General features: G+C 71.5%; 12 protein-coding genes. 7 read left to right on the top strand and 5 right to left on the bottom strand.

Translation table 11 applies throughout. The features are described from left to right. Nucleotides 1-178: 178 nt before the first annotated feature. The gene (locus ASG04_RS02625) at nt 179-1,510 is read right to left on the bottom strand and encodes an NAD(P)/FAD-dependent oxidoreductase (protein ID WP_235515407.1); all 1,332 of its coding nucleotides are present in this window, start codon (nt 1,508-1,510) and stop codon (nt 179-181) included. 41 nt (nt 1,511-1,551) lie between these two features. Then, a complete protein-coding gene (locus ASG04_RS02620) occupies nt 1,552-2,100 on the bottom strand; it encodes a dihydrofolate reductase family protein (protein ID WP_056119751.1) in 549 nt (182 codons plus the stop codon). A gap of 57 nt (nt 2,101-2,157) precedes the next feature. On the opposite strand from ASG04_RS02620, the gene ASG04_RS02615 reads away from it, so the two are divergent. Together ASG04_RS02615 and ASG04_RS02610 are read left to right on the top strand one after the other, a co-directional pair. Further along, nucleotides 2,158-2,931 carry an alpha/beta fold hydrolase gene (locus ASG04_RS02615; protein WP_056119748.1) on the top strand — a complete coding sequence of 258 codons (774 nt, stop codon included), beginning with the start codon at nt 2,158-2,160 and terminating at the stop codon, nt 2,929-2,931. Next, nucleotides 2,928-3,662 carry an alpha/beta hydrolase gene (locus ASG04_RS02610; RefSeq protein ID WP_321164473.1) on the top strand — a complete coding sequence of 245 codons (735 nt, stop codon included), beginning with the start codon at nt 2,928-2,930 and terminating at the stop codon, nt 3,660-3,662. Before ASG04_RS02615 ends, ASG04_RS02610 begins: the two co-directional genes overlap by 4 nt. Nucleotides 3,663-3,919: 257 nt before the next feature. Here ASG04_RS02610 and ASG04_RS02605 read toward each other — a convergent pair whose 3' ends face one another. Together ASG04_RS02605 and ASG04_RS02600 are read right to left on the bottom strand one after the other, a co-directional pair. Beyond that, complete coding sequence (locus ASG04_RS02605; protein WP_056119745.1) at nt 3,920-4,939, bottom strand: LacI family DNA-binding transcriptional regulator; 1,020 nt, start codon at nt 4,937-4,939, stop codon at nt 3,920-3,922. 28 nt (nt 4,940-4,967) lie between these two features. Further along, nucleotides 4,968-5,711: a class I SAM-dependent methyltransferase gene (locus tag ASG04_RS02600; protein ID WP_056119742.1), complete on the bottom strand. Its 744-nt coding sequence runs from the start codon at nt 5,709-5,711 to the stop codon at nt 4,968-4,970. Nucleotides 5,712-5,760: 49 nt separating this feature from the next. On the opposite strand from ASG04_RS02600, the gene ASG04_RS02595 reads away from it, so the two are divergent. From ASG04_RS02595 to ASG04_RS02580, 5 genes are all read left to right on the top strand, one after another. Beyond that, nucleotides 5,761-7,209 (top strand): four-carbon acid sugar kinase family protein, encoded by a 1,449-nt coding sequence (locus ASG04_RS02595; RefSeq protein WP_056119738.1) that lies wholly within the window; start codon nt 5,761-5,763, stop codon nt 7,207-7,209. Between the two features lie 11 nt (nt 7,210-7,220). Then, entirely contained in the window at nt 7,221-7,343 is a 123-nt protein-coding gene (locus ASG04_RS17960) for a hypothetical protein (RefSeq protein WP_268750882.1), read from the top strand. 114 nt (nt 7,344-7,457) lie between these two features. Next, complete coding sequence (locus tag ASG04_RS02590; protein WP_235515406.1) at nt 7,458-8,456, top strand: ABC transporter permease; 999 nt, start codon at nt 7,458-7,460, stop codon at nt 8,454-8,456. Continuing rightward, complete coding sequence (locus ASG04_RS02585; RefSeq protein WP_082517742.1) at nt 8,453-9,412, top strand: carbohydrate ABC transporter permease; 960 nt, start codon at nt 8,453-8,455, stop codon at nt 9,410-9,412. Before ASG04_RS02590 ends, ASG04_RS02585 begins: the two co-directional genes overlap by 4 nt. A 4-nt stretch (nt 9,413-9,416) precedes the next feature. Beyond that, complete coding sequence (locus ASG04_RS02580; RefSeq protein ID WP_056119735.1) at nt 9,417-11,048, top strand: extracellular solute-binding protein; 1,632 nt, start codon at nt 9,417-9,419, stop codon at nt 11,046-11,048. A 266-nt stretch (nt 11,049-11,314) separates the two neighbouring features. On the opposite strand, the gene ASG04_RS02575 is transcribed toward ASG04_RS02580, so the two are convergent. Continuing rightward, nucleotides 11,315-11,977 carry a CatA-like O-acetyltransferase gene (locus ASG04_RS02575; RefSeq protein WP_056119730.1) on the bottom strand — a complete coding sequence of 221 codons (663 nt, stop codon included), beginning with the start codon at nt 11,975-11,977 and terminating at the stop codon, nt 11,315-11,317. Nucleotides 11,978-12,039: the final 62 nt, after the last annotated feature.

The raw sequence follows: 12,039 nt of genomic DNA, 5'->3' as shown, positions 1-12,039 counted from the left end.
GCTGGCACCGTGCCTCCCGTCCGACGCGGCGTGCGCTGGTGCGGGGCTGGTTGCGTGGTGCGGGCTTGTTGCCTCGCACGGCGCGGCCAACCGCGCACGGAGCGCAGCATGCGCACCGTGCGCAGCACGCGCACCGGCGCGCAACCGCGCACGGTGCGCAGCCGCGCCGCGGCCGGCGCTACTCGGCCTTCTGCATCTGCCAGGGCTCCGGCTCGCGGTCGCCGTTCGGGCGCACGGGCCGGACGTCCCCGACGATCGGGATCGAGCGCTTCCGCATGAACCAGAGGTAGCGGACGAAGAAGTGCGACAGGGTCGACAGCCGGTTGCCGTTGCCGAGCAGCGACGCGATGTGCACCGCGACCCAGGCAGCCCAGGCGACCGGGCCGACCATCGTGATCCCCCCGCGCAGCTGGGCGACGGCGGCGTTCGTGCCGATCGTCGCCATGGTGCCCTTGTCGAAGTACTTCAGGTGCTCGGTCGGCTTGCCGTGCAGCGTGCGGACGATCTGCTTCGCGATGTGCTTGCCGCCCTGCAGCGCCGGCTGGGCCAGCTGCGCGAGGGCGTCGTCCTGCGCGGCGATGTCGCCGGCGGCCCAGATGCCCTCGACCCCCTTGACGCTGAGGTCGTCGTTCACCTGGATGCGGCCGCCGTGCGTCTGCGGCAGGCCCCAGTTCGCGACCTCTTTGTGCGCGGCGACGCCGGTGGCCCAGATCACCTGCGAGGCGGGGATGAACTCGCCCTCGGCCGTCATCACGCCGTCGGGGCGCACCTCGGACACGCCGGTGTTGAGCCGGAGCACGACGCCGCGCTTGCGCAGGACCTTGGCCGCGTACCGGCGCAGGCGTGGGGCGAACGGCTTCAGCAGCTCGCCGCTGCGGTGCACGAGCGTGATGGTGATGTTGCCGCGGACGATCTCCGGGTACGCCGCCTGCAGGGCCTGGTCGCGCAGCTCGGCGAGGGCGCCCGCCATCTCGACACCGGTCGCACCGCCGCCGACGATCACGATGCGGATCTCGTCGGGGCCCTGGTTCGCGGCGGCCTCTTCGAGCCGGGTGAACAGCTCGTCGCGGATGCGCAGGGCCTGCGAGCGGGAGTACATCGAGTACGCGTACTCGTAGGCGCCCGGGGTGCCGAAGTAGCTGGTGTTGACGCCGTTCGCCAGCACGAGGTGGTCGTAGCGCAGGTGCTCGCCGTCCGACATCTCGGCGATCTTCTCGTCCGGGCGGATGTTCGTCAGCAGGCCGTGGCGGAACTCGGCGTTGCTCTGGCGGGCGCGCAGGCTGCGGAGGAAGTACGTCACGTCGCCGGCGTTGAGACCACCCGTCGCCACCTGGTACATGAGCGGCTGGAACATGTTGTAGACGTGCCGGTCGACCAGGGTGATGCGGACCGGTGCGTCCGCGAGCTCGCGCATCGCGGCGATGCCGGCGAACCCACCGCCGACGATGACGACGTGCGGGCGGGTGTCCTGCGGCATGGTGGGCTCCGGTCGGGATGGCGAGTTGGTCACCGTCAACGGTACCGCCGGTCGGGAGGCCCGGCTCGCCGCCGTCAGGCCGCGAACTGCCCGTAGGTGCTCAGGACGTTCCCCTTGCTCGTCACGGTGCTGCCCACCAGGCGCAGGCGCAGGGGTGGGTCGGTCGGTTCGAAGAGCTTCCGCCCGGCACCGGCGACCGCCGGGTGCACCATCAGCTGGAGCTCGTCGAGGAGGCCCGCGAACAGCAGGCTGCGCACGAGCGTCACGCTGCCGCACACCGCGATCTCGCCGCCGTCCTGTTGCTTCAGGTCGCGCACGAAGTCGTGCACGTCGCCCTGGATGAGCGAGGTGTTCTGCCACGCCAGGTCGGGGTCGAGCGTGGTCGAGGCCACGTGCTTCTCGATCGGGTTGATCCACTGGCCGAACGGGTCGTCGGGGTGCGCCGGCCACCACTCGGCCCACTCGACGTAGCTGTTCCGACCGAGCAGCACGGTGTCGGTGCTGGCCATGAACGTGCCCATGGCGGCACCGAGCTCGTCGTCGAAGCTGTCGTACTGGAAGGTGTACGGGTCCTGCACGACGCCGTCGACGGAGGAGAACAGTCCAGCGGTCACCTTGCGCATGCTCGGAGAGTAGCGCTCAGCTGTCCGGAGCGGAACCGTCGTGCGTACTGTCGAGGTGTGCGCGCGCTGGTCGAGACGGTCTCGGTGGACGGGATGCCCGTCCGGCTCCACACGATGGCGCCTGCGGGTCGACGCCGGGACTCGCTGGCGCCGACGATCGTGCTCGTGCACGGCATCGGCATGTCGCACCGGTCGTTCGCGCGCTCGCAGCGGGTGCTCTCGCGGACGCACCGCACGATCGCGGTCGACCTGCCCGGCTTCGGCGGCCTGCCCCCGGTCGGACGCCGACTCGAGATCTCCGAGCTCGCCGACGTCGTCATGCGGGCGGTGCGCTCGCGGGGCGTGCACGAGAGCGTCCTCGTCGGGCAGTCGATGGGGTCGCAGGTGGTCGTCGCCGCGGCGCTGCAGCACCCGGACGAGGTCCTGGCGGTGGTCCTCGTCAGCCCCGTGGTGGACGACCGGCACCGGTCGCTGGCCTGGCTCGCGGTCGCGTTGGGTCGTGACGGGCTGGTCGAGGACGCGCGGATGAACGTCGTGCTCCTCTCCGACTACTTCCGGAGCATCCGCCAGTACGTGCGCGAACTCCGGCCGATGGTCCGCTGGCCGATGCTCGACGCCGTCGCCGCGTTGCGCGTGCCGGTGCTCGTCGTGCGCGGCACCCGCGACCCGATCGCCCGCAGCGAGTGGGCGGGACGCCTGACCCGGGCAGCGCGTGACGGGGCCCTCGTCGAGCTGTACGGGGCGCATCACGTGCAGGAGCACCAGCCGGCGCCGTTCGCCGAGCTCGTCGACGACTTCCGCCGCGCCCGGTCGCTCGAGGCGACCCGGTGACCGACCCCGTGGCCCCGGGTGGCGAGCCGACGTCTGCAGGGCGGGTCGTGCCTCCCGTCCGGGTCGGCGTCGCACGCCGCGCGTGGTGGGCCGTCCTCGACTGGACCTACGCGACCGTCTGGCAGGTCCGGAGCCTCGGGACGACGACGGCGGACGACTACCTGACCGGTGACGGCCCGCCGGTCGTCGTGGTTCCGGGCGTCTACGAGACGTGGCACTTCATGCGGCCGCTCATGGACGCGCTGCACGACGCCGGCCACCCCGTGCACGTGCTGGCGTCGCTGCGGCACAACCTGCGACCGGTGCCGGTCTCGGCGGCCGAGGTGATGGCGTCGATCGAGGAACTGGACCTGCGCGGCGTGCTGCTCGTGACGCACAGCAAGGGCGGGCTCATCGGCAAGTACGCCATGGCCGAGCTCGACCCCGAGGGACGGATCGACCGGATGGTCGCGGTGTCGACGCCGTTCGGGGGGTCGGCGTACGCCAACCTCGCCCCGGTGGCGCACCTCCGGGTGTTCCGTGCCGCGGACCCGGTGCTCGCGGCGCTGGCGCTCGAGCGGGACGTGAACGCGCGCATCACGTCGGTGTACGGGGTGTTCGACACGCTGATCCCGGGCGGCAGCGAGCTCGTCGGGGCGACGAACGTGCGCGTGCCGGTCGGCGGGCACTTCCGCATCCTCGGCGACGGGCGGACGCGGGACGCGGTGCTGGCGGCGGCGCAGCCCCGCTGAGGCCGTGGTGCGTTCGGTGCGTTGGGCGCGTTTGGTGCGAGTGCACGATGCCGGTGCGAGGTGCGCACGGTGCGAGTGCATGATGCCGGTGCGAGGTGCGCACGGTGCGAGGTTGCGCCGTGGTGCGGGCTTGACCGCAACGTGCCGGGAAAGACCCCTGCACGGGTCCGTCAGCGCCGCACGGAGCACGAACCTCGCACGGTGCCGCGCCGCGCACCAGGGCTCGAACCTCGCACCGTGCGACGACAACGCAGGGCTCAGCGCCGGGCGACGCTCGCCCGCTCGACGATCCGGTGCGGGATCACGACCGTGGAGGGGGGCGCGTCGCGGTCCGCGATGCGCGCGGTGAGCAGGTCGAGGGCGGCGTCGGCGAAGGCCCGTCGGTCGAACGCCACGGTGGTGAGCGCCGGGATCGCGAACGCCGCACCGTCGACGTCGTCGAACCCGATGACGCTGACCGTGTCCGGCACGCTGATGCCCCGCGCCGCCAGCACGTGCAGCACGCCGAACGCGATCGAGTCCGAGAACGCGAAGACCGCGTCGGGCAGGGGATGCGTGTCGAGCCACGTCGCGAAGGCGCTCGCCGCGTCGGCGGTCGTCCAGCCCGCCAGCGGCACCCGCAGCTCGGCGTCCGGAGCGACGCCGGCCCCGTGCAGTGCCGCGTCGTGGCCGCGGACGCGCAGCTCGCTCGTGGCCGTCCGGCGGCGCGGGTCGACCGTCGGGTCCGGCGCGCCGACCACGACGATCCGCCGGTGTCCGCGGTCGAGCAGGTACGTCGTGACCTCGTGCGCGGCGGTGACGCTGTCGACGTGCACCTGGTCGACGTGCTCGGGTTCGACCTCGCCGATGACGACCGTCGGGGGCAGCCCCGCCGTGGAGGCCAGGACGCTCGCGCTCAACGACACCGGGTTCAGGACGAGCCCGTCGACCAGGTGCGCCCGGGCCCGCGACACCAGCTGGCGCTCGCGCTCCGGGTCGTTCGCGGTCTGGTCGAGCTGCACGACCCAGTCGCGGTCGCGGGCGAGCTCGACGAACCACCGGGCGAGTTCGGCGGAGTAGGCGCTGCTCATCTCCGGAAGGGTCAGGGCGATGGCGCCGGACCGGCCGTTGCGCAGGCCCCGGGCGGACAGGTTCGGCACGTAGTCGAGCTGCGCGAGCGCCTGTTCGACGCGCTCGCGAGTGTCCGGTCGCACGACGACGCCGCCGTTGACCACGTTGGAGACGGTCTTCGGCGAGACCCCGGCCAGGGCCGCGACGTCCCGCACGGTCGCACGCATGGTGTCACCGTAGCGCTCGGCCGAGCGGTCAGGCAGGGGCCGGGGGCCGGACGAACCGGTGCACGTGGGTGACGTACGGCACCCGCACGGTGCCGCTGCCGGCGGTCTCGGACGTCGAGTCCAACAGGTCCTCGACGTCGCGGAGCAGGACCAGGCGGTCGGACGGCTCCATGACGATCACGTAGCTGCGCGAGGCGATCATGTCGAGGAACGCCGATCGCGACTGCTCGTGGACCCAGTCGAACGTCCGGTACTCGTCGTCGGCGAACGGCTCACCCGCGAGCGGCCGTTCGTACGCCATGACCCGCGACTCCGGGCGCTTGATGAGCTCCCCGAGCTGCGCCGTCCACGCCACCGACTCGTCGCGGATGTTCCACACCAGCCCCAGGACGCCGCCCGGGCGCAGCACCCTGGCCACTTCGCGGGCACCGGCATCGGGGTCGACCCAGTGCCACGACTGCGCGAACGTCACCAGGTCGGCGCTGGCGTCGGGCAGCGGCATCGCCTCGCCGGACCCGTCGAGCGCTCGGACCTCGGGAATCGCCGTGGCCAGCTGGGCGCGCATCGCGGCGTCGGGCTCGACCGCGATGACCTCGTCCGCCCGGGCGAGCAGCGTGCGCGTGAACTTCCCCGTGCCGGCGCCGACGTCGACCGCGCGCTCGACGGGGTCCGGCGCGAGCCAGGCGGCGACGTCGGCGGGGTAGCTCGGGCGACCTCGCTCGTAGGCGTCGGCCGCCGCTCCGAACGAGTGCGCGTGCTGCTCGAAGGTCATGCCCCAAGAGTGGCACGACGCCTACGGTGGTCGAGGGAGGAACTGACCGATGAAGCCCAGCACGCTGCCCACCACGACCGCCCCCGTCGACCTCGCCGCGCTCAGCGCAGCGGTCGCCGCCGCGAACCGCCGTGTCGTCGTGATCGACGACGACCCGACCGGCAGCCAGAGTGTCGCCGACCTGCCGATCATCACGACCTGGACGGACGACGACGTCCGCTGGGCATTCGACCAGGACGCCGTCGGGTTCTTCGTCCTCGCCAACACCCGGAGCCTCGACCCCGGGGCCGCGGCTGCCGTCGTCGCCGAGGTGCACGACCGCGTCGCCGCCGTCGCCGAGGAGCGCGGCGAGGACGTCGTGCTGATCAGCCGCGGGGACTCCACGCTCCGTGGGCACTTCCCCCTCGAGACCGACGTCCTGGCTCGCCGCGGAGCGGACCGTGGGCGCGGGGTCGACGTCGTGCTGCTCGTCCCGGCCTACCCGGACGCGGGACGCATCACCGTGGACTCGGTGCACTACATCGCGAGCGCTGACGACTGGACCCCCGTCGGCGAGTCGGAGTTCGCCCGCGACGCCAGCTTCGGGTACCGGGCATCCGCGCTTCCCGAGTGGGTCGCCGAGAAGACCGCGGGTCGCGTCGCCGCGTCCGACGTGGTGCGCCTGACGCTCGACCTGATCCGGACCGGTGGCCCGACGGCCGTCGCCGAGGCGTTGCTGGGCTGCCGGGACGGTCGCGTCGCGGTGGCAGACGCCGTCGACGAGGACGACCTGCGCGTGGTCGCCCTCGGGGCGCTCGCCGCCGAGGCCGAGGGCCTGCGCGTGGTCTACCGCAGTGGACCGTCCTTCGTGCGGGCACGCTGCGGCCAGGAAGCCCGGGGCGCGCTGTCGGACACCGCCCTCGCCCGGGCGTTCGTCGACGCCCCCACGGGACACGGGCTCGTCGCCGTCGGGTCGCACGTCGGGCTCACCGGGCGACAGCTCGAGCGGCTGCTCGCCGAGCGCCCCGTCGTGCCGGTCGAGATCGACCTGGCCAGGTGCCTCGAGTCCCGAGCGGGGTTCCACGAGGTCGTCGAGGACAGCGCGCGGCAGGTCGTCGACCATCTCCGTGACTCGGACGTCGTCGTGATGACGAGCCGGACGCTCGTCCGCGGGACCGACGCCGAGGACAGCCTCAGGGTCTCCCGGGTCGCGTCCGAGTCGCTCGTGTCGGTCGTCCGCGCCGTCGCGGCCCGGCAGCATCCCGCGTTCCTCGTGGCGAAGGGCGGGATCACGTCGAACGACCTCGCCACCGAGGCCCTGGAGATCGACCGGGCGTGGACGCTCGGGACGATGCTGCCCGGGATCGTCTCCCTGTGGGTCGCCGCGGACGGACCGAGCGCCGGTGTGCCCTTCGTGGTGTTCCCCGGGAACGTCGGCGACGACGGAGCGCTCGCCGCGGTGGTCGCGCGCGTCGCGGCGGCAGCCGGGGCCGCTGGAGCCCCCGCGTCGGCCACGTAGGAGCGATGGCCATGGAGACCGAGTGGGAGGACGACGTCCCGCTCACGCGTGACTGGTCGTCGTCCGAGCAGCGCGCCGCGTTCGCCGGCATCGCCGTCCGTCTCGACCGATTGCCGCCCGCGATCCTCGAGTGAGCGGTCACTGGAACCCTCCAACGACTTACAACGATGGAAACGAGTGGCAACAGTTGCCAGTTCGTTGCCGTCCGCGCCAGGGTCGCACCAGGAATCCAACGGAGGGGGCCTGGAGTGACGAAGCTCGACGACCGCGTGCGATCAGCAGCGAGGGGGACCGACGGGGCGTCACCGCGGACCACCGTCGCCCGTCGGAAGACGACCTGGGAGCGCATCCGCCGCGATCGCGTGCTGCTCTGGATGGGACTGCCCGGCCTGGCGCTGTTGCTGGCGTTCCAGTACCTGCCGCTGCTCGGGAACCTCATCGCGTTCCAGGAGTACCTGCCGTTCGTGCCGCTGGGCCGGAGCCCGTGGGTCGGGTTCGAGAACTTCGCCGTGGTGTTCAACGGCGACCCGGAGTTCCTCGGCGCCCTGCGCAACACCCTCGTGATCACCCTGGTGCAGGTCGTGTTCGTCTTCCCGGCGCCGATCATCCTGGCGCTGATGCTGAACTCGCTGCTGTCCGAGCGGATCAAGGGCGTCGTGCAGTCGATCCTGTACCTGCCGCACTTCCTGTCGTGGGTGATCGTCGTCGCGGTGTTCCAGCAGATCCTCGGCGGCTCGGGACTGATCAACAACGCGATCCGGGCCTCGGGCGGCACCGCGATCGACTTCCTCGGCAACCCGCACGGCTTCATCGCCCTGCTCACGAGCCAGGTCATCTGGAAGGACACCGGCTGGGCGACGATCCTGTTCCTCGCCGTGCTCAGCTCGATCGACGCGAGCCTGTACGAGGCAGCCAAGATGGACGGCGCGAGCCGGTGGCGGCAGCTCTGGCACGTGACGCTGCCCGGCATGCGCGGGATCATCATCCTGCTGCTCATCCTGCGCCTGGGCGACTCGCTCACCGTCGGGTTCGAGCAGATCCTCCTGCAGCAGGCCGCCGTCGGCCGGGGCGCCAGCGAGGTCCTCGACACCTACGTCTACAACAACGGCGTGCTCGGCGGCCAGTGGGGTGTCGCTGCCGCCGTCGGACTCGTCAAGGGCGTGGTGGGCGTGCTGCTCGTCCTCGGCGCGAACAAGGTCGCCCACGTCTTCGGCGAAGCGGGCGTCTACCAGAAGGAGACCCGATGACCGCCACGCACAGCGTCACCGTCCCCCAGTCCGGCAAGACCGGCAAGACCGGCAAGGGCAGGCCGAACCGGCACAAGCGCGGCGGTCCGGACACGGCACCGCTGCCCGGGCGCCTGCTCACTGGCTTCGTGCTGCTCGTCATCTGCCTGGTCGTGCTGCTGCCGTTCCTCGGCATCGTGTCGACGAGCGTCGCCCCCTCCAGTCAGGTGAACGGTGCGGGTGGGTTCGTGCTGTGGCCGACCGGGCTGGACCTCGGCGCGTACGAGAGCATCTTCGCGGGCGGCGTCGTCACCCGGGCGCTCGTGGTCAGCATCGGGATCACGGTCGTCGGCACGCTGATCAGCCTGTTCGTGACCGCGATGCTCGCCTACGCCCTGAGCCGACCGGGCTCGTACGGGTCGGGCTTCGTGCTGAGCCTGGTGCTCGTCAGCCTGCTGTTCGCCCCGGGCCTGATCCCGAACTACCTGGTCGTCAAGCAGTTCGGCCTGCTCGACTCGTACTGGGCGCTGATCCTGCCGACGGCCCTCAGCGCGTTCAACGTCATCGTGATGCGGTCGTTCTTCATGGCGATCCCGAAGGAGCTCATCGAGTCGGCACGCATCGACGGCGCCGGTGACTTCGGTGTCTTCCTGCGGATCGTGCTGCCGCTGTCGAAGGCCGTGCTGGCGGTGATCGGCCTGTTCTACGCGGTCGGCTACTGGAACGCCTTCTTCAACGCCTTGCTCTACATCAACGACACCGCCAAGTGGCCCCTGCAGCTCGTGCTCCGCACCTACGTCATCAACAACGCCCAGCTCGGCGGCGCGGACCTCGGCACGAGTTCGGACGCGCTGCCGCCGCAGGCCTCGATCCAGATGGCGATCCTCGTGGTCTCCATCGTCCCCATCCTCATCGTCTACCCGTTCCTGCAGCGGCACTTCGCCAAGGGTGTCCTGACCGGCGCGGTGAAGGGCTGACGCCGTGACCGACACCCACAGCGGCCTGACCCGTCGCGCTCTCATCGCGACCGGTCTCGGCGTCGCAGCCACGAGCCTCCTGGCCGGCTGCGACACCGTGACCCGGTCCACCGACGTGCGGGCCATCAACAAGCCCGTCACCCTGCCCGACTACGTGCCCTGGACGGGAGGCCCCGAGCCGGTCCTGCCGAAGACCAGCGCCCTCATGCCGAGCGCGTTCCGGAAGCTCCCGAGCAGCCTCGTCCCCACGGCGAAGGTCCCCGGCGACGGTTCGACCCTGCTCGGCAGCGTCCCGACGAACTCGCCGATCCCACCCGCCAAGGGGAGCAACCGCTACTGGCAGGGGCTCGACGAGCGGATGGGCGTCGACCTCGACCTGACCATCACGTCGAACGCCGACTGGGCCAGCAAGTTCGCCACGCAGGTCGCCGGCGACACCCTCGGCGACGTGTTCACCGTGTCGGGGACGTTCTCGTACCTGCCGCAGTTCCTCGAGGCCAAGGCGCAGAACCTGACGGAGTACCTGTCGGGCAGCGGCATCCGGGACTGGCCGTACCTGGCGAACCTGCCGACGGCGTCCTGGCGGGGCACGGTGTTCTCGGGCGGGATCTACGGCGTCCCGGTGCCGCGCGGCCCGCTGACGACCGGCGTGCTGCACCGGCGCCAGGACCTCTTCGAGCAGCTCGGCATCGACCCGTCGTTCGGCTCGCTCGACGAGTTCACCGCGCTGTGTCGCGAGCTCACCGACCAGAACCGGAACCGCTGGGCCCTCGGGTCCGTGCCGACGAACATCCTGGCGTCGATGCTCGGCGTCCCGAACCAGTGGGACGAGCAGGGCGGCCGCCTGACCCACATGTACGAGGTCGACGCCTACCAGGACATGCTCGAGGTCTCGCGGAAGCTGCTGGCCGACGGGCTCGTGCACCCGGACAGCGTCACGGCCTACAACGGCAAGGTGTGGTTCGTGCAGGGCTCGGCCGTCATGCTGCAGGACAGCTACAGCGCGATCCCCGGACTGCTGCAACAGGCCGAGCCCGGCAGCGGCTTCGCGATGACGCAGGCTCCGTTCGTGGGTCAGTCGGGCGCGAAGCCCAGGCCGTGGCTCGGTGACCCGAACAACGCGATCACGGCGCTCGCCGCGGGCAGCGAGGACCGTATCCGCATGGTGCTCGACGTGCTCAACTGGTGCGCGTCGCCCTTCGGCACCGAGGCCTGGACCTACCGCAAGTTCGGCATCGAGGGCCGCGACTTCGAGTACCGCGACGGCGCCCCGGTCCTGACCAAGACCGGCAACAGCGAGACCGCGCTCGGCGAGTTCCCGCTGCAGTACTTCACCGAGTGCCCGCTCCCGCTGTTCTACGCCGGGTTCCCGGAGATGACCGAGGTCGTCTACGACTCGCTGGCGTCCTGGCTCGACGAAGGGATCACGAACCCCACGTACGGCCTGTACTCGCCGACGAACTCGACGAAGGGGCCGGCCGTCGGCACCTTCGCCACGAACGCGATCAACGACGTGCTGCTCGGCCGCGCGCCGGTGTCGTCATGGAAGGACACGGTCCGGGAGTGGCGCCGCCGCGGCGGCGACGCGATGCGGCGGGAGTTCGAGCAGGCGCTGGCGGCGCGCGCCGGGTCCTGAGCCGCACCACCACCGGACGGGAGGCTCACTGCCAGGCCGCCCTGCGCCTCCCGCCCGGCGGTGGGTCGCGTCCACCACACGTGATCGTGCCGCCGGTCAGCGAGCCGTCAGATCGAGTGGAAGCCGTCGGTCGCCGCTCGGCGGTGGTTCCCGTTTCGGGAACTGACGAATCAGGTTCGCTCGGCCCGGGGATCGTGAACCGGATTCGTCACCCGCCGATCCGGTTCCGTTCCCCGGGATCCGCTGCCCGGATCAGCCGCGTGTGATCAGGCGAGCCAGGTCGGCTCAGCGAGCAGGCGTTCGATCTCGTTGAGCAGGCGGGTCGTGTGGAAGCCGTCGGCCGCCGCGTGGTTGACCTGGACGGACAGCGGGAGCAGGGTGCGCCCGCCCTCGTCGTGGTGGCCGCCGATCGTGATGATCGGCAGGAGGTGGTCCCAGCCCTCGTGGACCTGCAGCGAGAAGCCCGAGAACGACGCCCACGGCAGCGTCGACACGTCGAACAGGTTCGCCGGGCGCGGCTGCTGCGGGAACATCGCCGTCGCCGAGCGGTGGGTCGTCATGGCCGCGACGGCAGCGTCGTGGAAGGCGCCGAAGTCCGGGTCGTACGGCACGAAGACCGCACAGAAGGTCTCGCGGTCGGGGTTGAACACCGTGAAGGCCGGGTGGACGACGTCCCACGCGGCGGGGGAGCGGTCGGGCAGCAGGGTCATCCGGAACTCGCGGTGGGCGTTCACGGCGGTGGACAGCGCCCAGATCTGCGACGCGTACGTGCGGCGGCCGGTCCGACGCAGTTCGGCGACGAAGTCGGTCACGTCCACCTGCACGGTCAGCTCGTAGCGGCAGGGGACACGGTCGCGGTAGTGCTCGAAGTGCTCGCGGCGGGTCCAGGTGTCGAGGTCGATCGGCGTCGGTGCCGGGTCGGTCGTCATGCGCCCATCCTGCCAGCGAGGTCCCGAGGTCCCGAGGTCCCGAGGTCCCGAGGTTCCGAGGT

Source organism: Curtobacterium sp. Leaf183 (genome assembly GCF_001424385.1).
Lineage (GTDB): Bacteria > Actinomycetota > Actinomycetes > Actinomycetales > Microbacteriaceae > Curtobacterium.
The sequence above is the reverse complement of the archived record's forward strand: the minus strand, read 5'-3'. Positions and strand labels throughout refer to the sequence as shown.

Coding starts and splice junctions, on each gene's coding strand:
- ASG04_RS02620 (WP_056119751.1), bottom strand. CDS start 2,100: ATGCGCAAGGTGACCGCTGGACTGTTCTCCTCCGTCGACGGCGTCGTG.
- ASG04_RS02605 (WP_056119745.1), bottom strand. CDS start 4,939: ATGCGTGCGACCGTGCGGGACGTCGCGGCCCTGGCCGGGGTCTCGCCG.
- ASG04_RS02600 (WP_056119742.1), bottom strand. CDS start 5,711: ATGACCTTCGAGCAGCACGCGCACTCGTTCGGAGCGGCGGCCGACGCC.
- ASG04_RS02595 (WP_056119738.1), top strand. CDS start 5,761: ATGAAGCCCAGCACGCTGCCCACCACGACCGCCCCCGTCGACCTCGCC.
- ASG04_RS17960 (WP_268750882.1), top strand. CDS start 7,221: ATGGAGACCGAGTGGGAGGACGACGTCCCGCTCACGCGTGACTGGTCG.
- ASG04_RS02585 (WP_082517742.1), top strand. CDS start 8,453: ATGACCGCCACGCACAGCGTCACCGTCCCCCAGTCCGGCAAGACCGGC.
- ASG04_RS02575 (WP_056119730.1), bottom strand. CDS start 11,977: ATGACGACCGACCCGGCACCGACGCCGATCGACCTCGACACCTGGACC.